We start from the raw sequence: 25,010 nt of genomic DNA on the forward strand, positions 1-25,010 counted from the left end.
ATTCTCATTGAGTGAGTGTTTTTCCCTAACACGCTAAATATGTTTTTTACGCTGACTCCCACGTCGTCATGGAGATAACGTGGGGTAATTTTGGAAACCTAAACGACAGGAGTCGATGGAAGATCAAACTCTTATTTTAAGAGAGATCTATCTATATCAAGGAGAGGTACGAGGTATATGCCGGTTCTTTTTTTTAGCAACTCCGGCCTTCAAGGCGATCTTTTATTTTCACTATTCTCTCAATCCATCTTGCTTTCCTGGGAAAAGGAAAGTATTGGAAAACAACGACATTGCCTTCAGCACTACGAGGCAATCATTATTGACTGCTGGAAAATTGGCATCCCCTCACAATCCCAGGAATTTTTATCCGAATTAAAAAAGATAAAACACCCAAAATCTTTCCTTATTAATTTTCCAGCAGATATGCCAACAAGCGTCATGGAGAGACTACGCCAAAGTGGTTTCTATTTACTTTGCGACAGCAATACTTGCCAGGAAAACTTGATACATAAACTAAATACCGCTATTCACAGTTGCGAAAGCAGACAAAATCACAGCAATCCAAATATCCGACCACTGACACGCAGAGAACAGGAAATTTTGGAACAGCTAACCACAGGTGAACCAAATAGTGCGATTGCTACCAAGCTGCACTTGAGTGAACACACAGTTAAAAACCACATGTACAATATTTTCCGAAAAATCGGTGTAAAGAACCGTATACAAGCTAGCAATTGGGCAAAAATCAATCTTCAGGAAGAGAAAATATGAGGCTAAGTCCTCTGATTATGCTCGTCTGCACATCACTTGCCCTAGCCCAAGACGATACAACTGTCCCCACAGCAGACACCGACTCAGGGAAGTTAGAGGATGAAATAAGCGGGTTTAACATCGACCGCACAATAACACGCACCGGGCATGATTTTTCTCGTTACTTGAGCGAATACAGAAATCTGAACTATCCAGATTCCACATACAACTTAACCGTTTACGAACGCCCCTCCGCACGGTGGGGCAACCTGATCTGGGTAACGTATAACGACAAAATTGTTTTTCGACGCTTTATCAGCCCGAGCACAAATAACATACATCAGTTGGCTGATGAAGCAGCACAGTATATCCACCAAGCAGTCTTACAAGATCGCGTAACAAGTGTGTTTATTGATAATTTTGATTTAGGAAAGGATGAGTTCTAATGAAAATCAGATCTTTGATAAATTCCACCGCCCTGTCCGTAGCATTGCTTTTATCCAGCAATGGAAATACCACTGAGTTAATTTACGAGCCGGTAAACCCTAATTTTGGTGGAAATCCATTAAATGGAACCTATCTACTACAAAATGCCCAATCACAGGACAGAAATGAGGATCCTGATAAGCCGGATAGCTTGTACGAACAACCTAGCGCACTGGATCGTTTTACCGACTCCCTGGAAACCCGACTACTCAATCAGCTGCTCACCGATGTAGGTGATGGCAACAGTGGTGAATTAATTACAGATGATTTTATCGTGCAGATCGTTGACAACGACGGTGTATTAACTGTGTTGATCACCGACCGCGGTACTGGAGATAAAAGCGAAATCATTGTGAGTGGGCTCAATCCGACTAACTAGTGTAATATCCAACTCCGAAGGAAAAACTGGCAATGCGTAATGCAATAAAAAAAGCCATAACTTTGCTCGCACTGGCGTTCTTACTAACACTTAGCGGTTGCTCCGCAGTGAAGAGTCTTGGTGACGCACTTTTCGGCCCTGGCCATACTGATGCAATGCTAACTCCCCGTATGAATACCTATAGGGATCTGCTCAATCTACCTGAGCCCAGAGGTAAAATTCTAGCTGCAGTATATAGCTTTCGCGATCAAACTGGGCAATACAAACCAGCTCCAAATAGTAGCTTCTCAACCGCTGTCACTCAGGGTGGTGCAGCGATGTTAACGGATGTATTGAATGAGTCAGGGTGGTTTATCGCTCTTGAGCGTGAAGGGCTACAGAATTTATTGACCGAACGTAAAATCATCCGAGCCGGACTCACCAAACCAGATGCACCTGCCAATAACACCGTCCCTCTGCCAACCTTGATCGCTGCAAATGTATTACTAGAAGGGGGAATTGTCGCTTACGATCAGAACATTCAGACTGGTGGTGCTGGCGCACGATACTTTGGTATTGGTGCTGATGAGCAATATCGTGTCGACCAAGTAACAGTTAATTTACGTGCAATTGATATACGTTCCGGACAAATTCTTCACTCCGTACTCACGTCAAAAACAGTATACTCAAAAGCAATCAGTGCCGATGTATTCCGCTATATCAGATTCAGACGCCTATTAGAACTTGAGGCAGGAACAACATTTAATGAGCCCGCACAGCTTGCTATGCTTTCTGCAATGGAATCGGCAGTGATCCACCTGATCAGCGAGGGTATTATCCACAACTCCTGGGCACTGGCGAATCCCGACGATATCAACAATCCCGTGCTGCAATACTATTTGAATGACAGCACTGTGATCATGTAATGAGTTTGCTCATGACAGGTCGAACTTAAGAGGCTGAGGGAAAAATATTGAGCATTTACAAGCACCATAAATCACTAGACCTTGCCGTCGCTCTTCTTTTAACTTCTGGATTCTGCTGTGCCTCCGATCTGGATTCCAGCAGTGAACTGGCAGTATCTGGTGAGCTGAGTGCTGCAAATCTACTCTCGGTATCCAACCTAACAGTTACAAATCAGGAAGGCGGTGTAAATCATATCAATGTACGCCAGACCGGACAGGCTAATTACACTTCGGCACACCAGGATGGTAATCGAAACAGCCTCTCTGTCACCCAGGCCGGTGAAGACAATGTTATTCTTTCCCGTCAGGTCGGGGATCAAAATTTGAGTGGGCTAATCCAGGTAGGCTATGAGAACCTTATTGATATAGAGCAGTACGGTATGGGAAATACGGCAGGCATCTCCCAGTTCGGTATACAGAACAGCGCCCATGTGCAAGAAATTGGCATATTACACAAGGTCCACATATACCAAAGCGGGAATGGCTTACACACCTCTGTTACGGTAACAGGCAGCGCAACCACCACCTATATTAGCCAATACGACTGAAGCTAATTTTTACCGGATCTTGAATAGTATCGCCGCACAACCCTCTCTACATTCTGCCTGAGATATCTCTATTGACTATTTACGCTCTAACCTAATACGATTGACATATTTATTTCTATTACACAGTAAAAATCCCAGACTTAAGAAAATCTAAGCGAACACCTTCCTACCAGGATCAAATACAAAGCCTGTCATTTAAATAAAAAATAATATTATTTTTAACAAAAATTAACACAAGAAAATTGAACTATCTTCCTATTTTTTTGTGACTTTTCTCCCATAGCCAATCTAACTGATTCAAACAACACTATAAATATATCTAATTCATTGTTGTTACACCTTTTGGACATAAAGTCATGCATACATTAGGCAGCCGTATAGATATCTTCCTCTCTAGACCCAGTCGATTCTTCTTCAGCAAGGTTTCAAATTTAGCAGCTTGGAAACATCTGAATTATCAAACTAGCACCAGAGCAATATCGCCATCCTAACGAAGTTTATCCAGTTCCAAGAAAGTATCTGGCACTGGTAGTAATATTCATTCACGGATTCAAAGTTCGTTTGACTCTTTACAAGAGTTAAATAGTTTTTTAGTAATCTTTGACACCAGGATAGGTGTCAATTAATCACAGCGCTGAATTTCGCTGGTATCAAATGCGTCTGCAGTAAAGGAGTATCTAATGAAGACATTAACCCCAATAGCAGTAGCGATTGCTGTTGCCGTAAGTGGTAGTGTGTTTGCAGCTAATAACACTACAAATCAAAATCAAGCAGGAGTCGGTAACATAGCAAGTTCCACTCAAGTTGGCCCAGGTAATGACAACAACCTGGTATTGCAAACTCAGGTCGGCACTGTCAATAATTCAACTGTATTACAAACTCTTGGCAGTGACCTAAATACTATCAACCACCTCCAAACTGGCGCTCTTAACAGTGCCACATCCACCCAGTCTGGCGGGGTTCTGAACACAGCTTCCATAGTTCAGGTTGGTAATGGAAACACAGGCATTACCACGCAATCTGCACCGGCATTCGCATCCACAGCACTTATCAACCAAACCGGTAATTTTAATAGTGGTATCGTAACTCAAACTGCTAGCACACAGGACCTCTCCTCAGTCAACCAAGTGGGTGATTTTAACATTGCAAATATTACCCAAACGCTCAGTAGCGCTAATACTGCCGTTGTCAATCAAGCTGGCGAAATCAATACAGCCACTCACATCCAAACAGGGTCAGTCAATACTTCAGTTTCAACTCAGGTGGGCACTCTCAATAACGCTTTTGTTTTTCAGGCTGGCTTAGGTAGTGAATCATTAACATTGCAGACTGGTTTCAGTAACGTCTCCTTTCATACCCAAACCGGCTCCTTCCACAGTGCCCTCACCAATCAACTGGGTATACTGAACATTTCTACCGTTACCCAGCTTGGATTAGGTCACGATGCAACCGTCAATCAGGTGGGCACTGCAAACCTGCATACCATTACCCAGTTTGGATTTAATGAATCCGCTGTTGCCACTCAGGTCGGTACTGGCAACGTCGGCATAATAGTGCAGTAGGAATACCGGCCAAACCTTTTGAATATGGATATCAAATCACTCGTAATAGGAAGTTAGAGGTTTAACATGAAAAACTTAGCTCCAATCGCAGCAGCACTTGCCCTTACAGTATCCGCAAGTGCTTTCGCGGCAAATAACACAGCTGTTCAAGACCAGCTTGGAGTTGGAAACCTGGCCACCGCAACGCAGGTCGGTCCCGGGGTTATCAACAACACCATTCTTCAAACCCAGGATGGGTTATTTAATGTGTCAACCGCATTACAGTCCGTAGGAAATAGTAATAGCATTATCAGCCATACCCAAGTTGGTGCATTTAATGCGGCCACATCCTCCCAGGTCGGCTCTACTGCGACTACCGCAACTATTACCCAGGCTGGGACCGCAAATGTTGGGACAACAACACAAACAGCACCATCCATAGGCAGTTCGGCCAACATTGCTCAAACTGGATCTGTAAACTTTGCGACTACTCTGCAGACTATCAGTTTCTTTGATATTGCTAATATCAGTCAAAATGGACTACTCAACCTCGCTTCAGTGGTACAACCCCTGGGTGCGTTCAATACTGCCACAGTCTCTCAAACCGGAGTATTAAATAGCGGGTTCCACACCCAAGTTGGCACCTTTAACAATACGTCTTCAATCCAGCTGGGTGCTTTAAATAATGCTACATCAATTCAAACTGGCCTCTTTAATGATTCCGGCATACTTCAGACCGGCGGCTTGAACTTTGCACTGCATTCTCAGGTAGGCGGATTCAATGATGCACAATCCAACCAGGTTGGTCTATTGAATGTTGCCACCAAAAACCAAATTGGTTTCCTTAATAACGCGACATCTACCCAGGTTGGATTACTCAACATCCATTCCACCACACAGACAGGGTTTAACGAAACTGCAATAGCTAGCCAAGTTGGCATAGGTAATGTCGGCGTGGTTACGCAATAGCTCCCCAGAGAGAATAGCTTATGGCGGTCATTGATTGACCGCCTTTTATCAATTTTTGGTGAAATTTATGTCTTGGTTTCATTCGACAGTAATCTCCAAAAGATACCGGCATTAATAAAGTAATAAACGAGCAGGTTCAATTTTTAATAGATCGTCTGAATAGTAGACCAAGAGCGAGCCAGGGTGGAAGGTCACCGACTGATTTTTTTATGGGCAACAAGGTAATCATGTTTTCAGAATAAGGGAATTGCAGGTATTACTTGATTCCAAGTGTGTTTATGCACAGCTATTTATAGTTTGGTAAGGATGATAATTAGGCAAGTTTATTATCCCTCAGAAGATTAATGTGATCTTAAAATCTGAATTAGATTTTAGAAATCAAGCATAAATTTAAAGAGAGCAGTACAAATGAACGCCTTCAAAGATAAAACTACAAAGGCACTGATTTCCTGTTCGATTCAGCTAGAATTTTTCAGTACAGGTTTTTTATCTTTTTATGTGTTCAAAAGTCTATGAATCCGCAGAAATTAAAGTTGATATGAATATATTTTAATTACGGGAGTACACAGTGAGGAAGGTTACGATTTTACCTCTTGCCATTCTTATGTCGGCAGTTGGTATCACCCATGCTGCAGACAATACGTCAATTGTTTTACAGGATGGCAGCAATAATGCCGCTACTGTGGATCAAACTGACAACAGCGCTATTGACAATCATGTCGAAGTAACTCAAAACGGCAGCCATCACAATGCTGAGGCGATGCAGGTTAACGAGACCGACAGCACCATTTATCAAGTTCAGGATGGAGCGCTGAATGACGTATATAGCTTACAGGTGGGTGGCATTCGTAATACTGTGCAGATCTATCAATTAGGAATGGACAATAGTGCCAGCACATATCAGGTATCAGTACAGAATAGCGAAGCGATAATTCGTCAAAGTGGCGCTAATAGCCAAGCGGAAATACACCAACATTTTGGTAGCGACAATGTTTCGGTTATCGAGCAGGTTGGCGACATACATGGTGCTCTTATTGGTCAGTATGCGAGCTTTAACTCAGAGGCTTATATCTATCAAGAGGGCTCTTATCACGACGCTATGATCAGCCAGGAGGGATCAGGCCACTACGCCAACATCAGTCAGTCAGGTACTTCCCAAGTTGCTGACATTACCCAGTCTGACATGTATAACGAAGCCGATATAATCCAAAATGGTGAAAGCAATAACACCACAATTGTGCAGGTTTCCTGGTACAACAGCGCCTTTGTCCATCAGGACGGATTCATGAACCAGGCCACTATTATGCAATCTGGCGACAGCGGTCTCGGCGGAGGCCATACTGCAATTGTGAATCAATCTGGAGGCATGAACAGTGCCACTGTAATCCAGACAGGGTTTGCTGAGTCTGCAAATATCACTCAGGTTGGTACCGGAAATACCGCTATCGTGCATCAGTAGGTTTTAGATACTATACCCGGGGCCTCACAGACCCCGGTATTTTTCAGCCAGTCGTTTCTACTAAATTTGACATCAGCATCTATGCGAGAAAAAATCTCCATGTACCGACTGAAGTGGAATTCAGGCTTCTCTGTTCTGTCTTACCCACCACAAATCGGCCGCCCTTTTCGGCAAGTACATCTAACTTGCAACACTGCCAAAGATCACTTTTCTTGCTACAGCTTTTAAATCAACATGTAAAACTTTATTCCCAACAAATTAGGACTTACTTCCTATAGCCGCATCCCATTGCAACAACAAGACTGAGGAGGACGGAACGAATTATTGGACCCCTAAGCAGTATCAGGGAAGCCATCAAAATGTATCAGTCCCACTCTCCCGTTTTTCTATTTAACTGGCGGCAATGCCTTTATGGCAACGCTGCTCCCCCCCTTTACAGTGATACCCGGCCTTACGGCTAGGTGCACCTGCTGTAAAATCCCTGGCGCAGGATGACGTGCCACCACTTTTCAGCCACTCAGGCTGTTATTTCACCGTGTAATGCTCATTGAAGTTTGTAGTAATGGAGACATTCATGAAAACCTTGACCCCTATCGCCGTAGCTATAACCCTGGCCATCAGTGGAACCGCTTATGCGGGTGGTAACACTGCAACTCAGGACCAGCATGGTGGCCACAACAGCGCCACTATCACTCAGACCGGACCTCTGACCTGGAATAACAACGCCATGCAAGAACAGCATGGCGATCACAACAGCGCGGATATTGTTCACAACGCCGAATTCGGCAGCTATGGCTATCAGTACCAGGAAGGGGATCACCATTCAGCGGAATTACTGCAAACCGGCGGCGTCGGCAATGAGTCTTTCAGCTTCCAGTCAGGAACTTACAACGTTTCCGAAACTCTCCAGTATGGACAAATTGGCAGCTATTCTGCGCATCAGCAGTCCGGTAATAATCACTATGCCCTCACCTACCAGTTTTTAGGTGCTGACAACTCCGTAATCATCATTCAAAACGACAGTCACAACACCGCAACCGCTACCCAGGTTGTCAGTGTCGGTTCTGATGTGGTTATCCGTCAGAGAGGCGAACTGCACAATGCGGATACCTACCAGAGCGGCTTCGGCCACGATGCGGGCATGCGCCAGTCCGGTGAATCCAACGATGCTGATATTCGCCAGGTAGGTGGTGATCACTATGGCCGTATACGTCAGCGTGGCCACAACCACGAAGCAGATATTTCCCAGGCTGGGTACAACCACACAGCACGTACCCGTCAGAGAGGCCACCACAACGATGTCTACCTGGGACAGATCGGTGTAGGGCACACTGCAATGGCCCATCAATCAGGACACAACAATTACAGCCTGGTGGGACAATTTGGTACCGAAGAAACTGCCATGGTCATGCAGTCCGGCCACGCTAACCAGAGCTACATTTTCCAGTAGACCTGGCAATAATAAAAAAGGGCGGCCCATGGCCGCCCTTTTTTATCACCTGAAATTTACAGGTGCTCAACCGCGTCGATTTCGTATTCCACAGCACCGGAAGGAGTGTGTACTACCACCACATCACCGACTTCCTTGCCAATTAGCGCACGGGCAATCGGGGAGTTCACCGAGATCTTGTGCTGTTTCACATCGGCTTCATCGTCGCCAACAATTTTGTAAGTGACTTCTTTATCGTCATCCAGGTGAATAATCGTTACCGTAGTGCCGAAAATTACCTTGTCGCTGGGCTCGATGCTTTTCACATCAATGACCAGAGAGTGGGAAAGCTTACTTTCGATTTCCTGGATACGACCCTCGATAAAGCCCTGCTTCTCTCGCGCCGCGTGGTATTCGGCATTTTCCTTCAAATCACCGTGTTCGCGCGCTTCGGCAATCGCCTGTACAACTGTAGGGCGTTCAACTTTTTTCAGATTGTCCAGTTCTGAACGCAGCGCCTCTGCGCCTTCAACGGTCATTGGTACCCGGTTCAATGTGGGACCTCCATTATTGTTACGACGAAACCGGGCCCGGTGAGTTCACGGGGCCCGGTTGGATTTCACAAATTGGTTTTAAAGCTATTAGGAAAGCTTTACGACACGCTGGTGAAGGTCTTGCAGACGGCGAACCTGTAGCGGCTGCTCCTGACGCATGGCCATCGCCATGGCCTGGGCCGCCGCCAGGGTGGTGGTGTAACACACCTGGTGGTTCTCAGCACTGCGACGGATATCCGCAGAGTCGCGAATCGCCTGGCGCCCTTCGGTGGTATTAACCACCAGTGCAATCTCGTCGTTCTTAATCATATCGACGATATGCGGGCGACCTTCACTCATCTTGTTGACGGTTGTAACGGGAATATCGTTTTCTTGCAAGACCTTGGCGGTGCCGCGGCTGGCAATTACTTCGAAGCCAAGCTCTACCAGATCGCGAGCTACGCCCACTGCATCCGCCTTATCGAAGTCACGCACAGAGATAAATGCGCGTCCGGACTCCGGCAGGCGATCGCCAGCGGCAACCAGGCCCTTGTCGAAGGCCTCTGCGAAGGTAGCGCCTACGCCCATCACTTCGCCGGTGGACTTCATCTCGGGACCGAGAATCGGGTCCACTTTCGGGAACTTGTTGAACGGGAATACCGACTCTTTCACGGAGTAGTAGTCCGGTACGATCTCTTCAATGAAACCTTGCTCTTTCAGGCTGATACCTGCCTGACAACGCGCAGCCACTTTCGCCAGTGAAGTACCGATGCACTTGGAAACGAAAGGCACAGTACGGGAAGCGCGCGGGTTCACCTCGATCACGTAAATCTCGCCGTCCTGGTAGGCCAGCTGGGTGTTCATCAGGCCGACTACGCCCAACTCGCGAGCCATGGCTTTCACCTCTTCACGCATACGGTCCTGCACATCCGCCGGCAGGCTGTAAGGCGGCAGGGAGCAGGCGGAGTCACCGGAGTGAACACCACACTGTTCAATGTGCTGCATGATGGCGCCAATCACAACGTCTTTGCCATCGGACACCGCATCGATATCCACCTCAATGGCGGCGTTGAGGAAGTGATCCAGCAGTACCGGCGCTTCGTCGGAAACCTGCACCGCTTCTTTCATGTAAGTGAGCAGCTCGTCTTCTTTGTAGACGATCTCCATAGCGCGGCCGCCCAGTACGTAAGACGGGCGCACAACCAGCGGGTAGCCCACGTCTTTCGCCGCCTGGATGGCTTCGGAAACAGAGCGCACGATAGCGTTCTTTGGCTGCTTGAGGCCGAGACGCATAATCATCTGCTGGAAGCGCTCGCGGTCTTCGGCGCGGTCGATCTGCTCTGGGGTGGTACCAATAATCGGCACACCTTCGTTGGCCAGGTAGCGCGCCAGGTTCAGCGGAGTCTGGCCGCCGAACTGTACGATCACGCCTTCCGGCTTCTCTTTGGCAACGATTTCCAGAACGTCTTCCAGGGTTACCGGCTCGAAGTAGAGGCGGTCGGAAGTGTCGTAGTCGGTGGAAACAGTCTCCGGGTTACAGTTGACCATGATGGTCTCATAACCGTCTTCGCGCATCGCCAGAGCGGCGTGTACACAGCAGTAGTCAAACTCGATGCCCTGACCGATACGGTTGGGGCCACCACCGAGTACCATGATTTTCTTTTTGTCAGACGGCTGCGCTTCGCACTCCTCATCGTAAGTGGAGTACATATAAGCAGTGGAGGTGCTGAACTCAGCGGCACAGGTGTCTACGCGCTTGTAAGACGGGAATACACCCAGCTTGTGGCGGAATTCACGCACACTCTTTTGGCTCACCCCCAGCAAGTCTGCGAGGCGACGATCGGAGAAGCCCTTACGCTTGAGGAAACGCATATGCTCAGCAGTCAACGCTGAGGTAGGTAGTGACTTGAGCGGCTCTTCAATTTTGATCAGCTCTTCGATCTGCACCAGGAACCAGGGATCGATACCGGACAGGTCGTAAACTTCGCCGACGCTCATGCCCATGCGGAAGGCGTCGCCCACATACCAGATACGCTCGGCACCGGGCACGGAGAGTTCGCTGCGCAGACGGGTCTCAGCGCCGTCTTTGCTCGGGTCAATCTTGCTTTCCAGGCCGAAGCTGCCCACTTCCAGGCCGCGCAGGGCTTTCTGCATGGACTCCTGGAAGGTGCGGCCGATGGCCATCACTTCACCCACAGACTTCATCTGGGTGGTCAGGCGCGCATCGGCTTCACCGAATTTCTCGAAGGTAAAGCGCGGAATCTTGGTGACAACGTAATCGATGGACGGCTCGAAGGACGCCGGGGTAGCACCGCCGGTGATATCGTTCTGCAACTCATCCAGGGTGTAACCCACAGCCAGCTTGGCCGCGACCTTGGCGATCGGGAAGCCGGTGGCCTTGGAGGCCAGTGCGGAGGAGCGGGATACGCGGGGGTTCATCTCGATCACCACCACGCGGCCAGTCTTCGGGCAAACGCCGAACTGTACGTTGGAGCCGCCGGTTTCAACGCCGATCTCGCGCAATACCGCGATAGAGGCGTTGCGCATCAGCTGGTATTCCTTATCGGTCAGCGTCTGCGCCGGGGCCACGGTGATGGAGTCACCGGTGTGTACGCCCATCGGGTCGAAGTTCTCGATGGAACATACGATGATGCAGTTGTCGTTCTTATCGCGAACCACTTCCATCTCGTACTCTTTCCAGCCGAGCAGGGATTCGTCGATCAACAGTTCGTTGGTGGGGGAGAGGTCGAGACCGCGCTTACAGATCTCTTCAAACTCCGGCCAGTTGTAGGCCACACCGCCACCGGAACCACCCATGGTGAAGGATGGACGGATAATGACCGGGAAGCCGAACTCTTCCGGCACCTTCTTCGCCTCTTCCATGGAGTGGACGATCTTGGCGCGCGGAGTTTCCAGGCCGATCGCCTTCATCGCCTTGTCGAACAGGTCGCGGTCTTCCGCTTTCTCGATAGCGTCTTTGTCCGCACCGATCAGCTCGACATTGAATTCCTTCAGGACACCGTGCTTGTCCAGGTCCAGGGCGCAGTTCAATGCAGTCTGGCCGCCCATGGTAGGCAGGATGGCGTCGGGGCGCTCCTGCTCGATAATCTTGGCAACGGTGCGCCACTCCACCGGCTCGATGTAAGTGGCATCGGCCATGGCCGGGTCGGTCATGATGGTGGCCGGGTTGGAGTTCACCAGGATCACCCGGTAACCCTCTTCGCGCAGCGCCTTACAGGCCTGAGCGCCGGAGTAGTCAAATTCGCACGCCTGGCCGATCACGATGGGGCCTGCGCCGATAATCAGAATGCTTTGGATATCTGTGCGTTTTGGCATCTTTCTTCCGTTCTACTACCGGCTAAGGCCGGCTGCGCTAAATTTCATTCGTTTCTTGTTAAGGAGACTCTAAACAACTCCGTGATGCCTCTGGCTTGGAGAGCGGTTCACAATCAAGGCGCGGCTTCGCAGGAATGTCTAGACCTTTCAAGAAGTCGCAACGCGGAGTGTGAATCGCTCTGCAAGCCCCGAAGGGCGGGCCTTGAAGGCCACAGCTGCTGCGTTGCAGCTCTTGCAAAGGGCTACGGCCATTCGCGGCGAGCTGCGCCTAACATCTGCAGCCTTCAAGGACCCGCAGAGGTATTACGGCGTTATTCAGAGTCTCCTTATAACCGCCGCAAAAGCGGCGGTTATTTGCCCGACCCTGGGCGGCTACGCCCTTAGGCGCGCTCTTTCATCAAATCGATAAAGTGGTCGAACAACGGCGCCACATCGTGTGGGCCCGGGCTCGCTTCCGGGTGTCCCTGGAAGCTGAAGGCCGGCTTGTCCTTCAGGTGAATACCCTGCAAGGTACCGTCGAACAGGGACTTGTGGGTAACTTCCACATTGTCCGGCAGGCTGTCGGCGTCCACTTCGAAGCCGTGGTTCTGCGCGGTGATCATCACCTTGGTGCTGTTCAGGTCCTGTACCGGGTGGTTACCACCGTGGTGACCGAACTTCATCTTGGCAGTTTTACCGCCCACCGCCAGGCCCAACAGCTGGTGGCCCAGGCAGATGCCGTAGGTGGGAATCCCCGCGTCCAGGATTTCGCGGATAGCGGTGATTGCGTATTCACAGGGCTCGGGGTCACCGGGGCCATTGGACAGGAATACACCGTTGGGATTCATCGCCAGGACTTCGGAAGCTGGAGTCTCCGCCGGTACTACGGTGATGTCACAGCCGCGATCCACCAGCATACGCAAAATATTACGCTTCACACCGAAGTCGTAAGCCACTACTTTGAAGGGCTGTTCCGGCGCGGCCTTGTGGCCTTCGCCCAGTTCCCAGGTACCTTCGCTAAAGGGGTAGGCTTCCTTGGTGCTCACTACCTTGGCCAGGTCCATCCCTTTCAGACCGGCAAATTCCCTGGCCTTGGCCAGGGCTTCTTCGCGGTCGATATTGTCACCGGCAACGATGCAACCGCTCTGTGCACCCTTGTCGCGCAGCAGACGGGTCAGGCGACGAGTGTCGATATCGGCGATACCAACGATATTGCGCTCGCGCAGGTAGTCTTCCAGGGACTGTTCGTTGCGGAAGCTGCTGGCCAGCAGCGGCAGGTCGCGGATTACCAGGCCGGCAGCCCAGATTTCAGCGCACTCCTCATCTTCCTGGTTAGTGCCAGTGTTGCCGATGTGCGGGTAGGTCAGAGTCACAATCTGGCGGGCATAGGAGGGGTCGGTGAGGATCTCCTGGTAACCGGTCATGGATGTGTTGAACACTACCTCGCCAACAGAACTGCCATGGGCACCGATTGCGCGTCCTTCAAAGACACTACCATCAGCGAGCACCAGCAGCGCGGGAGTTGTACTCTGCATAAAGTTGTGGGGCATGAAAGCCTCCGACGTAGGGACAGCTTTAGTCAAATTGAACTCCAATCTTCAGAACTGCTTCCGGGCGGGGTTTGTGGGCTTTGGAGCACGCGACTCCTGACTGTCTCGCGCATAAAAAAGCGAGATGAAACATCGCAGCTTCATCTCGCTTTAAAAATCTTTTCACGCGCGGCTCTCACAAATTGGCCGATGCTTGCCACCGGCTTTTTGGTGGGCTCGCGCTGCGCGATTAAGCTTCGCGGCACCGGCCCAAATTCGGGCGCAGATTCTACGCGATTTCGCCTCTGGGCGCTAGTGCAAAAATACGCCAGGCCACTTTCGCCAAAATACTCACTCCGGCTTGCGGCCCAGGCGGAAAAGACTGCTGCCCATTTTCAGCTCCGCCTTCTCCAGCATGGTCTTGTTCATACGCAGGGCCACTTCCCGGCCGCTATCGGCAAACTCGATCATACCCCCAGTGGCGGCAAAGCGCTCGGCATCGCTAACTGTCAGCACCGGGAAGAACTCCAGTGCAACCAAGGCCTTGATAATCGTGGGGCGATCCAGGGTGCTCAGTACCACGATCTGGCACTTGCGCGCACGCAGCATCTCCTTAACCTCAATTTTCTCAAGCTCCACATCGCGCCCATCGATACGCTGGTTCTTGAACCGGGCTGCCAGTGGCTCGCTGAGGGAGTCCCCGCCCATCAGACATACCTTGAAAGGGGCACTGCTGTTGGAAAAGGCATTGACCGGCCACTGCAGGTGGTAGGCAAAGTGCACGATATAGTCCACCATCACCCGCCGCCCAAGAGGCGTATCGGAGAGCTGCACCGCCGCCAGCGAAGCGGGGCTGGCAAGTGAAACGGCTAGAAGAAGGATGAGTAGAGCCGGAATAGCGCGGAGTGAACGGAGGCTGCATATCGTCATAGAAGCTCAAACCCTGCGGTTTGCACCTCCCGAAAGGAAGCTGCGGTGGGCTGGTACCCGCAGCGACCAGGCCTCGCTGCGGCTCTATTTGCGCGCCAGCGAAAAGCCCGGCCACCTACTCAGGTTAGCCCACCGCAAAGCCCACCGCCGGGGGCCAAAGTTACAGCCCCTGACGGTCCTCCCCCGCCACAATTGGGCGCCACTTCAGCGCCTTTTCAATAGAGACGATCATGGCCCCGGCAACATCCTTGCGTGTAGCGCTCTCAATCCCCTCAAGCCCCGGTGAAGAATTTACCTCCAGCAACAGCGGCCCCTTGCGGGATCGGATAATATCCACACCCGCCACTTTGAGCCCCAGCACCTTAGCCGCCTTGATCGCCAGGCGTTTTTCCTCTGCAGTGACTTTCACTACCGAAGCGGTGCCACCCTGGTGAATATTGGCGCGGAACTCTCCCGGCGCAGCCTCTCGCTGGATCGAGGCCACCACGCGACCATCGATGACAAACAGGCGCAGATCCTTACCTTGCGCTTCGCGAATAAACTCCTGTACCAGAAGATTTGCCTTCAGGGACTTAAACGCATTAATCACCGATTCACCGGCCTTGCGGGTTTCCGCAAGGACAACACCGCGCCCCTGGGTCCCCTCCAGCAATTTCACCACCAGCGGTGCTCCCCCCACCATTTCGATCAACTCGTTGGTATCCACCGGAGAGTTGGCAAATCCGGAAGTGGGAATATTCAAACCACTTTGCTGCAACAACTGCAGAGAAAACAGTTTATCCCGCGATTGGCTGATAGCGGCCGAACCATTCAGTGCAAAAATATCCAGGCTCTCAAAGTGCCGCGTCAGTGCACAACCGTAAAACGTCTGGCTGGGACGAATACGGGGAATCACCGCATCCAGGCTGTTAAGTATGCGGCCGTCCCGGTAGTGCACTTCCGGTTCATCGGGATCGAGTTTCATATAACACTGGCGGATATCGAGAAAACTCATACGGTGCCCGCGCTCGGCCCCCGCCTCCATAATGCGCCGGTTGCTATAGAGGTCCGGATTCGATGCCAGCAATCCAATGCGCAGGCCAGTACCGGCAATATGGTGCTCATCCCGATAATATTCATCCAATTGGCTTTTCGGGATATCACCAATACAGAAGCTCTCTGCCGGATCCACCAGCATGCGCCCCATCATGGCCTCTCGCCCCAACAACATGCGATAACCCATGCTGTCACGGTTGGTCAGGGTTAATTCGATATCCCAGACACTGCCACCGATGGAGATAGATGTGCGAATCACCGGACGCCTCTCACTTTCTCCAGAAGAGCTGCGCACCAGCCGCTTATCCAGAAGCCTCGCCTCGCAACGCACCGATGGACGCCGCTGGTGTTGCAGTGGATGCGCTTCAAAGCTAACCCAGGGTTCGCCGTCGCGCTTAAAGGTATGGATGTTATAGGCATGCAAACAGGAAGTTTTTGCTCCGGAGTCCACACGCGCCTTAATCGCCGGGATACCTAGCGCGGGAAATCCGCACCACTCCTCGCTGCCGACAATCAACTTCTTTTCCAATCAAGAATCCTCAAAGGAAGTTACAGGGTAACCGGTCGAGCGAATGCCACCGGCTTTTTAGTTTTACCCGCAAAAATGGCGGGAAAATGAAAACCACAAAATTTTCAAAGCGCCCCTGCAGGCGCTGAGATTATCTACTTGAAATCTAATTAGTTAAGACCCAGCACATCCCGCATATCATAGTGCCCCGGTGCCCGTGTAGTCCCCTCCTCCCCTATCATCCACAGGGCTGCGCGCACGGCACCGCGGGCAAAAGAGAGCCTGCTGCTGGCGCGATGACTGATCTCAACCCGCTCACCTTCTGCCAAAAACATTACCGAGTGCTCACCCACTACATCGCCACCGCGCACTGTGGCAAAACCGATAGTGTCCCTATCGCGGGCACCGGTTTGTCCCTCTCGGCCGTAAACTGCGACTTTATCCAGATCGCGCCCCAGAGTTTCCGCGATCACTTCCCCCATACTTAGTGCCGTACCGGAAGGCGCATCCACTTTATGGCGATGATGGGCCTCGACAATCTCAATATCGGCCTCTTCTGCCATTACCCGTGCAGCGGTTTCCAGCAATTTAAAACACAGGTTTACCCCGGTGGAAAAATTACTGGCAAGACACAGCGGCACCTGATCCGCATGGGCCAGTACCGCTGCTTTTTGCTCGCTATCAAAGCCCGTAGTGCCGATCACAATGGGGAGGTTTTTCTCCGCACAATAGGCAGTATTTTCAACAGTAGCTTGGGGGGCGGTAAAATCGATAAGTACATCGAAGTCCGCCTTGTCGAGACTATCCACAATAGCGAGACCGCTGCGGCCCAGACCGGCAACTTCACCGGCATCAGCGCCTACCAGACTGGAACCCGGCCGCACCACGGCTGCTGAGAGTTCGGCCTTATCAGAAAGGGACAAAGCCTCTGCTAATGCCCGCCCCATTCGACCACCAAATCCTGTCACCGCCACTTTTACCGCCATCTCAGCACTCCAGTCTGAATCTATAAAGTTCTGGATTCTACAACGCGCCAGATAGAGCGCATAGATACCAGTAAGCCAGTATCAGTGACTCTGAAATCTCCCGACCGCCCCCGAAAAGTAAAACAAAAAGAAATATCCACTTATTTTTAAATTACCAAGAGGATACTTGCGCAAAAAGCGATATCAGCGGCCACTGCTACGCTTTACTGAGAGGGGTAAATGGAGCGCCAATATGCGACTGATGATCCTGTCCAACCATCTACCACACATCCTGGTGGTAGTGATCTCCCTAAGCCTGGCTTTTGGCAGCACGCCGGCATCCGCCCAGCAGCAAAATGCCAACGCTGACTTTTGGGAGAAGTATGACGACATTACCGATTGGGTGACGCTGCGCTTGCAGCTCACCCCGGCACAGGAAAAAACCGTATTGCCCATTATGCAAAAAAGCTTTGCAGAGAAAAAAGCGGTATTGGAAAAGTACGGTCTACTTAGCGCGAATAAAGTCACCCTTACCCCCAAACAACGCGGCGAAATTGGCGCTCAGTTCGCGGCGATCAGCCTGGAAACACACAAAGAGCTCGAAGGTATTTTAAATAAGGAACAACTGCGTAAGGCACAAAAAATCCAACAGGAATTCCTGAGCGAATTCGCAGCACGGTTGAGAGCCAAAACTTCTCAATAGCCCCTTTTATTGGGAAGCCAAGCTTTGTTTTGAAATAAAAAAGGCCCGGAAGCCATGGCTCCCGAGCCCTTTTGAAACAGCAACCCGCAAAACAGTTTTGAGTTTTGCCGGTGCGATAACTGCAATTAAAGCTTCATATCCCCAAAGAAGTTTTTCACCCCTTCAAACCAGCCGGTCTGACGCGGTGAGTTTTTCTTTTCGCTGAGAGTATTGGCAAATTCCTGCAACAGGTCTTTTTGCTTGCCGGACAGGTTCACCGGAGTCTCTACAACAACGCGGCACAACAGGTCGCCGGTTGCACCACCGCGCACCGGGGTAACACCCTTGCCACGCAGACGGAACAGTTTGCCAGTCTGGCTCTCTGCCGGGATCTTCAGCTTCACCTTGCCGTCGAGAGTTGGCACTTCCAGCTCGCCACCAAGGGCTGCGGAAACAAAACTGATCGGCACTTCGCAGTAGAGGTTCTTGCCATCGCGCTGGAACAGATCGTGCTCTTTCACCACAACCTGCACATAGAGATCGCCTGCGGGGCCACCGTCGGGCCCGGCTTCACCTTCGCCGGAGAGGCGAATGCGATCACCGGTATCTACGCCGGGCGGAACCTTCACAGACAGAGTCTTGGTTTCCTCTACACGACCGCGACCATGGCAGCTGCCACAGGGATCGGAGATAGTGGTACCGCGACCGCGACAGTTGGGACAGGTTTGCTGAACAGAGAAGAAACCCTGCTGCATACGCACCTGGCCAGCACCGCCACAGGTGCCACAGGTTTGCGGAGAGGAACCAGGCTTGGCGCCTGAGCCGTTACAGGTGCCACAGGCCGCCAGAGTCGGAACGCGAATCTTGACCGTGGTGCCGCGCACTGCGTCTTCCAGGTCCAGCTCCAGGTCATAGCGCAGATCGGAACCGCGAGCAGGGCCGCCGCGACGGCCACCGCCGCCACCACCGAAGATATCGCCGAACACATCGCCGAAAATATCGGAGAAGCCACCGAATCCACCGGCGCCGCCACCGCCCATCTGGCCTTCCACACCCGCGTGGCCAAACTGGTCATAGGCTGCGCGTTTCTCGGAATCCGACAAAACCTCGTAGGCCTCATTGGCCTCCTTGAATTTGTTCTCCGATTCCTTGTCATCGGGATTGCGGTCCGGGTGAAACTTCATTGCCACCCGGCGGTAGGCTTTCTTCAGCTCTGCATCCGAAGCGCCGCGCTCGACGCCGAGGACTTCGTAATAATCGCGTTTCGACATAAAACTATGTTCTCTGGTCCGGCATCAAGAACGGCCAAACTCTCTTTCTACTTCTCGGTTTCTAACTAAGCCCCGGGTGCGGGGCGCCACCAAAACTGCAAAAACACGGCAAATATTGGTGGATACCTGAAACAACACAGGGCGCGGGCCTCTGAAAGTAAGGCGCCGCGCCCCTGAAGTTCTCCGGCGGCCACTTTAAAAGCTGCCGCCGGAATTGCAAGCGAACGCTTACTTACCTTCTTTTTTGTCGTCCTTAACTTCTTCGAACTCTGCGTCTACCGCATCGTCACCACCGGAGGACTGCTGCTGTTCACCCTGGGCACCAGCACCGGCGGCACCTTCAGCACCAGCGGCTTGAGCCTGTTCGGCGTACATCTTCTGGGCAACTGGACCGGAAGCTTCAGTCAGCTTGGTAGTAGCGGCTTCCATAGCAGCCTTGTCGTTGCCTTTAACTGCCTCTTCCGCTTCAGTGATAGCCGCTTCAATCGCGGACTTCTCTTCAGCGGTAGCTTTGTCGCCAGCTTCTTCCAGAGTTTTCTTGGTGGCAGAAATCAGGCCGTCGAGAGTGTTGCGAGTCTGCACCAGCTCTTCAAACTGCTTATCCGCTTCGGCATTCGCCTCAGCGTCCTGAACCATTTTATCGATCTCGTCCTCGGACAGACCGGAGGAAGCCTGGATCACAATGGACTGTTCTTTACCAGTGGCCTTGTCCTTCGCGTGTACGTGCAGGATACCGTTGGCATCGATGTCGAAGGTTACTTCGATCTGCGGCATGCCGCGAGGTGCCGGTGGGATATCGGCCAGGTCGAAGCGACCCAGGGATTTGTTCTGTGCAGCCTGCTTGCGCTCACCCTGAACCACGTGAATGGTTACCGCAGTCTGGTTGTCATCCGCAGTGGAGAAAACCTGGGACTTCTTGGTGGGGATAGTGGTGTTCTTGTCGATCAGCGGAGTCGCAACGCCACCCATGGTTTCGATACCCAGGGTTAGCGGAGTTACGTCCAGCAGCAGTACGTCTTTAACGTCACCGGACAGTACGGCGCCCTGGATAGCAGCACCCATGGCAACGGCTTCGTCGGGGTTAACGTCTTTGCGCGGCTCTTTGCCGAAGAACTCGGTTACTTTCTGCTGTACCAGCGGCATGCGGGTCTGACCACCCACCAGGATCACTTCGTCTACACCAGAAGCGGACAGGTCGGCGTCTTGCAGAGCGATTTTTACCGGCTCCAGGGAGCGGGTAACCAGCTCTTCTACCAGGCTTTCCAGCTTGGCGCGGGTCAGCTTAACAACCAGGTGCTTGGGACCAGTGGCGTCTGCAGTGATGTACGGCAGGTTTACTTCGGTCTGCTGGCTGGAGGACAGCTCGATCTTGGCTTTTTCTGCAGCTTCTTTCAGGCGCTGCATCGCCAGGGGGTCGCCTTTCAGGTCGATGCCCTGGTCTTTCTTGAACTCGTCTGCGAGGTATTCGATCAGGCGCAGGTCGAAGTCTTCACCACCGAGGAAAGTGTCACCGTTGGTGGACAGTACTTCGAACTGCTTCTCACCGTCTACGTCGGCAATTTCGATGATGGAGATATCGAAGGTACCGCCACCCAGGTCGTATACCGCAACAGTGCGGTCACCGCCCTGCTTGTCCAGGCCGTAAGCCAGTGCAGCGGCAGTCGGCTCGTTGATAATGCGCTTAACGTCCAGGCCCGCGATGCGGCCGGCGTCTTTGGTGGCCTGACGCTGGGAGTCGTTGAAGTAAGCCGGTACGGTAATTACTGCAGCTTCAACTTTCTCGCCGAGGAAATCTTCCGCAGTCTTTTTCATTTTCTTCAGGACTTCGGCAGAGATCTGCGGCGGAGCTTTTTTATCGCCTTTCACTTCTACCCAAGCGTCGCCGTTGTCAGCTTCAGTGATGGTGTAAGGAACCATCTTGATATCTTTCTGCACAACGTCGTCTTTAAATTTACGGCCGATCAAACGCTTAACCGCAAACAGAGTATTTTGGGGATTGGTCACCGCCTGACGCTTGGCAGACTGACCTACCAGAATTTCATTGTCGTCAGTGAAGGCAACAATAGAAGGTGTAGTGCGATCGCCTTCGGCGTTTTCGATTACACGCGCTTTGTCACCATCCAGTACCGCTACACAGCTGTTAGTGGTACCCAGGTCGATGCCGATAATTTTTCCCATCTGTAAAATCCTCTTTTGATGCGCGCTGCCAGCTCTGTTCTGTTTGCACCGCGCGAATAATTCTTGATGTCAGCTATATTGGTGCCGGCCGTTAAATTTCAAGGCCGCTTTACATTTCAGCCGTTACGGCGCTTTGCTGACCACCACCATGGCCGGGCGAACCAGGCGACCGTTGAGGCGATAACCTTTCTGAAACACATCCAGAACCGTGTTCGGCTCTACATCGCCGTTGGGCACCTGGGTCATGGCCTGGTGCAGTTCCGGATCGAAGGGCTCTCCCGCTGGATCGACAACTTCCACCGAATTTTTCGTCAGGGTTTCAACGAAAGATTTGTGAGTCAGCTCGATACCTTCGATCAAAGCCTTATTGGCTTCATCGGCCGTATCGATAGTCGCCAGCGCGCGCTCGAGGTTGTCCACAACAGGCAACAAATCCTGCAGCAGTTTCTCTACCGCAAATTTGCGTGCGCGCTCGATATCCTGTTGCGCGCGGCGGCGGGCATTCTGCTCTTCCGCCTGGGCGCGCAGAGCCATATCCTTGTGCGCTGCCAGTTGCTCCTGCAACTTGATAATTTCCTCGTGCAGGGCATCGGCACCTTCGGCCTCTTCCTGCAGGGCTTCCTCCGCGAGTTCACGCTCTATAGAGGAAGGGTCTTCAACCTCTGCTGAAACGCCCTCGTCTGTAGCTGGTGCGTGCTCCGCCCCCTCTTTAATCTGATCTTCTTCGCTGCGCTCTCTGGCCACTGCTTTCTCCGTCGCGTCGACTCTGTCAGTAATGTGAGTTGAGCCCGTCCTGCGGGCACTGGAGCCTATATGGGGACAACCCCGCACAGTTCAAGTGGTTTTTCGCGCTAGCGCACATCCTCAGAGTAATGTGACCCCGTCCCTATAGCTAACCAGGAACGAATACTGTATAAATAACCACTAATTGGGCCGAGTGCCCGCCGATTAGCAAGGACACAAGCGATCTCTATGCTGCTGCATCTGTCTATCAGTCAATTCACCCTGGTGGACCAACTGGAGTTGGAGTTTGGTCCCGGTACCAGCACCCTGACCGGCGAGACCGGCGCGGGTAAGTCAATCACTCTCGATGCCCTTGGCCTGGCACTGGGCGGTCGCGGCAGCGCTGAGCTTGTGCGCACCGGCGCCAATCGCGCCGATATCAGTGCCACCTTTGATATCGTCGAGCACCCCAGCGCCGCCAGCTGGCTTGAATCCCAGGAGCTGGATGCTGGGCAGGAAGTCATACTGCGCCGCACCATTGGCGCTGACGGCCGCTCCCGAGCCTATATCAACGGCCAACCGGTAACCCTGTTGCAACTCCGCGCCCTGGGCGAACAGCTGATCGATATCCACAGCCAGCACGAACACCAATCCCTGTTGAAGAAAGAAACGCACCTGCGCCTGCTGGATGAATATGCCCAGGCCCAGGAACTCGCCGCAGAGACCCGCAGCCGCTTCAAAACCTGGCGGGATCACTATCGCCGCTATCGCACCCTGGCCGACAGCGCCGAAGAAGCCGAAGCCCGCCGCCACTTGCTGGAATACCAGCTTAAGGAGCTGGATCAACTTGGCTTGAGCGAAGGGGAAATAGAGTCCCTCGAGAGCGAACAGCAACAGCTGGCCAATGCCGGGGAAATCCTCAGTGGCAGCTACCAGTTGGCCGCTTTCCTTTCCGGCGGTGAGGGCGATATTGCCGAGCAACTGCACCGCGCCCTCCAACTGCTGTCATCCATGCCCGGGCAAGCTCCGGCCCTGGTGGAAGTGGCTCAGATGCTCGACAGCGCGCGCATCCAGGTAGATGAAGCCGCAGCTACCCTGTCCCGGCATATCGATCGCTTCGAGATGGACCCGGAGCGGCTCTCCGAAGTTGAAGACAGGCTCAGCGCCATCTACCAGGCGGCGCGCAAACATCGAGTTCAGCCGCAAGAACTACCGGCACTACAACAGCAGTTGCAGGCAGAGCTGGACGATATCGGCAGCCCTGACGCCCTGGAACGCCTGGCCACTGATTGTGAACAACTGGAAAAGCAGTACAGAAAAGTCGCCGGCAAACTCAGCAATCTGCGCAGTAAAGCCGCAGAGTCACTGGCGGAGGCGGTGAATTGCCAACTGGCGGACCTGGCCATGCCCCACGCCCGTGTTGAGCTATCCCTGCAAGAGCTGGATACACCCAACAGCCAGGGGCTGGAAGAAGCAGAAATATTAATTTCCACCAACCCGGGCCAACCGCCTCGCCCTCTGGGCAAGATTGCCTCCGGCGGTGAACTCTCCCGGGTCAGCCTGGCAATCCAGGTGGTAACTGCGCAAACCTCCCGCACCCCCACCCTGGTATTCGACGAGGTGGATGTGGGTATTGGCGGTGCCACCGGTGATGTGGTTGGCCGTCTGCTGCGCCAATTGGGGGAAACCCGCAACGGCCGCAGCGGCCAGGTGATCTGTGTAACCCACCTGGCCCAGGTAGCAGCGCGGGCCCACCGCCAGTACCTGGTGGAAAAGCACAGCGATGGCGAAAGCGTATTTGTAGCCCTGCGCGAACTCACCAACGGCGAGCGCCGCGAAGAAGTAGCGCGTATGCTCGGCGGCGCACCTACCGCCCAGTCCCTGGCCCATGCCGAGGAGATGCTGGAGAGAACCTGACCTTCAGTATCACTCCGAGGATGGCTAAAGAGTTAGCCCTAACTGAAGCAAAGCTCCAAGACGTGAAACGTCACAAAATGGTAAAAATGGTGCATTTGGGCAAGCAATCTTGTGCCATAGATCAATAAATGACCGCCATACAATCCGGTAAATCACCCCTTTCGTCCGATATATGTGCCGAATTAGAACAAACGAACAAATATGACTGGGAGCGGCAGCTAAAGTCACCATATACTTGGCGGCTTGTTTTTCGATGTGTGAGTAGTCCTGGCCGAGGTTATGCAGAGAACGATTTTCAACACCCCCATTGTCACCCCGATCCTGCGCTTCGCTGCACGGGTGCTACTGAAGCTGCACGGTTGGCGTGTCAAAGCTGACGAACAGTCTCTTAAACTTAAGCAGTACGTACTGATCGGCGCCCCCCATACCACTAACTGGGACGGCTACTACTTTATCCTCGCCGCACTCAAACTGAAGATGACCCCACAGTGGATGGGCAAGGACAAGCTGTTTACCTTCCCGCTGGGAGGCCCCATGCGCTGGTTCGGCGGTATCGCTGTAGACCGCAGCAAGGCCAACAACCTAGTGGATGCCACCGCCAGGCAGTTCAAGCTGCGCAAAGAACTGGTTATCGCTATACCCCCCGAGGGCACTCGCGGTTTGGCGGAACGCTGGAAAACCGGCTTTTACCATATCGCCCGCAGCGCCAAGGTGCCGGTGGTATTGGGTTATATCAGTTTTCCCAAGAAGGAAGTAGGCATCGGCCCTATCGCACAGTTCGGGGAAAACCTGGAAGCTGAGCTGCTGAAGCTCAAAGAATACTATTCTGACAAAATTGGCAAGTTCCCAGAGCTTTACACGCCCCCCTGCCAGTCATAATTGCCGTTACGGGCATTTGAAGGGTGCGGTGAATACCGCA

At 52.4% G+C, this 25,010-nt stretch carries 21 protein-coding genes and 2 pseudogenes; 13 read left to right on the forward strand and 10 right to left on the reverse strand.

The window, feature by feature from the left end:
- Positions 1–177: 177 nt before the first annotated feature.
- From BTJ40_RS18345 to BTJ40_RS18385, 9 genes are all read left to right on the forward strand, one after another.
- Complete coding sequence (locus BTJ40_RS18345; protein ID WP_108734429.1) at positions 178–771, forward strand: helix-turn-helix transcriptional regulator; 594 nt, start codon at positions 178–180, stop codon at positions 769–771.
- Positions 768–1,196: a curli production assembly/transport protein CsgE gene (locus tag BTJ40_RS18350; RefSeq protein ID WP_108734430.1), complete on the forward strand. Its 429-nt coding sequence runs from the start codon at positions 768–770 to the stop codon at positions 1,194–1,196. Before BTJ40_RS18345 ends, BTJ40_RS18350 begins: the two co-directional genes overlap by 4 nt.
- Entirely contained in the window at positions 1,196–1,615 is a 420-nt protein-coding gene (locus tag BTJ40_RS18355; protein WP_108734431.1) for a curli assembly protein CsgF, read from the forward strand. The genes BTJ40_RS18350 and BTJ40_RS18355 overlap by 1 nt, the downstream gene beginning before the upstream one ends.
- Positions 1,616–1,647: 32 nt before the next feature.
- Positions 1,648–2,520 carry a CsgG/HfaB family protein gene (locus BTJ40_RS18360; protein WP_108734432.1) on the forward strand — a complete coding sequence of 291 codons (873 nt, stop codon included), beginning with the start codon at positions 1,648–1,650 and terminating at the stop codon, positions 2,518–2,520.
- Positions 2,521–2,567: 47 nt separating this feature from the next.
- Complete coding sequence (locus BTJ40_RS18365; protein WP_108734433.1) at positions 2,568–3,107, forward strand: hypothetical protein; 540 nt, start codon at positions 2,568–2,570, stop codon at positions 3,105–3,107.
- Positions 3,108–3,787: 680 nt separating this feature from the next.
- A complete protein-coding gene (locus BTJ40_RS18370) occupies positions 3,788–4,669 on the forward strand; it encodes a hypothetical protein (RefSeq protein ID WP_108734434.1) in 882 nt (293 codons plus the stop codon).
- A 66-nt stretch (positions 4,670–4,735) separates the two neighbouring features.
- On the forward strand, positions 4,736–5,617 hold the full coding sequence (locus BTJ40_RS18375; protein ID WP_108734435.1) for a hypothetical protein: 882 nt from the start codon (positions 4,736–4,738) through the stop codon (positions 5,615–5,617).
- Positions 5,618–6,185: 568 nt separating this feature from the next.
- A complete protein-coding gene (locus BTJ40_RS18380) occupies positions 6,186–7,076 on the forward strand; it encodes a hypothetical protein (protein WP_157954154.1) in 891 nt (296 codons plus the stop codon).
- 574 nt (positions 7,077–7,650) lie between these two features.
- Entirely contained in the window at positions 7,651–8,526 is an 876-nt protein-coding gene (locus BTJ40_RS18385) for a hypothetical protein (protein ID WP_157954155.1), read from the forward strand.
- 56 nt (positions 8,527–8,582) lie between these two features.
- Here BTJ40_RS18385 and greA read toward each other — a convergent pair whose 3' ends face one another.
- Complete coding sequence (gene greA / locus BTJ40_RS18390) at positions 8,583–9,059, reverse strand: transcription elongation factor GreA (RefSeq protein WP_108734438.1); 477 nt, start codon at positions 9,057–9,059, stop codon at positions 8,583–8,585.
- 87 nt (positions 9,060–9,146) lie between these two features.
- Positions 9,147–12,374 (reverse strand): carbamoyl-phosphate synthase large subunit, encoded by a 3,228-nt coding sequence (gene carB / locus BTJ40_RS18395; RefSeq protein ID WP_108734439.1) that lies wholly within the window; start codon positions 12,372–12,374, stop codon positions 9,147–9,149.
- Between the two features lie 169 nt (positions 12,375–12,543).
- Here carB and BTJ40_RS22410 point away from each other — a divergent pair, with 169 nt between their 5' ends.
- On the forward strand, positions 12,544–12,783 hold the full coding sequence (locus tag BTJ40_RS22410) for a hypothetical protein (protein WP_157954156.1): 240 nt from the start codon (positions 12,544–12,546) through the stop codon (positions 12,781–12,783).
- Here BTJ40_RS22410 and carA read toward each other — a convergent pair.
- The 5 genes and pseudogenes from carA to dapB all read right to left on the reverse strand — a co-directional run bounded on the left by carA (position 12,755) and on the right by dapB (position 17,341).
- Positions 12,755–13,903, reverse strand: a complete 1,149-nt coding sequence (gene carA / locus BTJ40_RS18400) for a glutamine-hydrolyzing carbamoyl-phosphate synthase small subunit (protein ID WP_192879351.1) — start codon at positions 13,901–13,903, stop codon at positions 12,755–12,757. The two genes, BTJ40_RS22410 and carA, sit on opposite strands and share 29 nt — an antisense overlap.
- A 330-nt stretch (positions 13,904–14,233) precedes the next feature.
- Positions 14,234–14,812: a YfiR family protein gene (locus BTJ40_RS18405; RefSeq protein WP_238152057.1), complete on the reverse strand. Its 579-nt coding sequence runs from the start codon at positions 14,810–14,812 to the stop codon at positions 14,234–14,236.
- 160 nt (positions 14,813–14,972) lie between these two features.
- Entirely contained in the window at positions 14,973–15,890 is a 918-nt protein-coding gene (rimK, locus tag BTJ40_RS18410; RefSeq protein ID WP_238152229.1) for a 30S ribosomal protein S6--L-glutamate ligase, read from the reverse strand.
- A 129-nt stretch (positions 15,891–16,019) separates the two neighbouring features.
- Positions 16,020–16,376 (reverse strand): annotated as a pseudogene (locus BTJ40_RS22855) (ATP-dependent zinc protease); the annotation flags it as partial.
- A 149-nt stretch (positions 16,377–16,525) separates the two neighbouring features.
- Positions 16,526–17,341 carry a 4-hydroxy-tetrahydrodipicolinate reductase gene (gene dapB, locus BTJ40_RS18415; RefSeq protein ID WP_108734442.1) on the reverse strand — a complete coding sequence of 272 codons (816 nt, stop codon included), beginning with the start codon at positions 17,339–17,341 and terminating at the stop codon, positions 16,526–16,528.
- Positions 17,342–17,573: 232 nt separating this feature from the next.
- Between dapB and BTJ40_RS18420 the strand changes: the two genes are divergently transcribed.
- Positions 17,574–18,023, forward strand: a complete 450-nt coding sequence (locus tag BTJ40_RS18420) for a hypothetical protein (RefSeq protein WP_108734443.1) — start codon at positions 17,574–17,576, stop codon at positions 18,021–18,023.
- A gap of 125 nt (positions 18,024–18,148) precedes the next feature.
- On the opposite strand, the gene dnaJ is transcribed toward BTJ40_RS18420, so the two are convergent.
- The 3 genes and pseudogenes from dnaJ to grpE form a co-directional block, all read right to left on the reverse strand.
- Entirely contained in the window at positions 18,149–19,273 is a 1,125-nt protein-coding gene (gene dnaJ, locus BTJ40_RS18425; protein ID WP_108734444.1) for a molecular chaperone DnaJ, read from the reverse strand.
- Between the two features lie 228 nt (positions 19,274–19,501).
- Positions 19,502–21,466 (reverse strand): annotated as a pseudogene (gene dnaK / locus BTJ40_RS18430) (molecular chaperone DnaK); the annotation flags it as partial.
- Positions 21,467–21,574: 108 nt separating this feature from the next.
- Positions 21,575–22,195, reverse strand: coding sequence for a nucleotide exchange factor GrpE (grpE, locus tag BTJ40_RS18435; RefSeq protein ID WP_108734446.1), 621 nt, complete (start codon positions 22,193–22,195; stop codon positions 21,575–21,577).
- 228 nt (positions 22,196–22,423) lie between these two features.
- On the opposite strand from grpE, the gene recN reads away from it, so the two are divergent.
- Together recN and BTJ40_RS18445 are read left to right on the forward strand one after the other, a co-directional pair.
- Positions 22,424–24,091 carry a DNA repair protein RecN gene (gene recN, locus BTJ40_RS18440; protein WP_108734447.1) on the forward strand — a complete coding sequence of 556 codons (1,668 nt, stop codon included), beginning with the start codon at positions 22,424–22,426 and terminating at the stop codon, positions 24,089–24,091.
- Positions 24,092–24,370: 279 nt separating this feature from the next.
- On the forward strand, positions 24,371–24,970 hold the full coding sequence (locus BTJ40_RS18445) for a 1-acyl-sn-glycerol-3-phosphate acyltransferase (RefSeq protein ID WP_108734448.1): 600 nt from the start codon (positions 24,371–24,373) through the stop codon (positions 24,968–24,970).
- The last annotated feature ends 40 nt before the right edge of the window (positions 24,971–25,010 follow it).

Source organism: Microbulbifer sp. A4B17, from assembly GCF_003076275.1.
Classification (GTDB): domain Bacteria; phylum Pseudomonadota; class Gammaproteobacteria; order Pseudomonadales; family Cellvibrionaceae; genus Microbulbifer.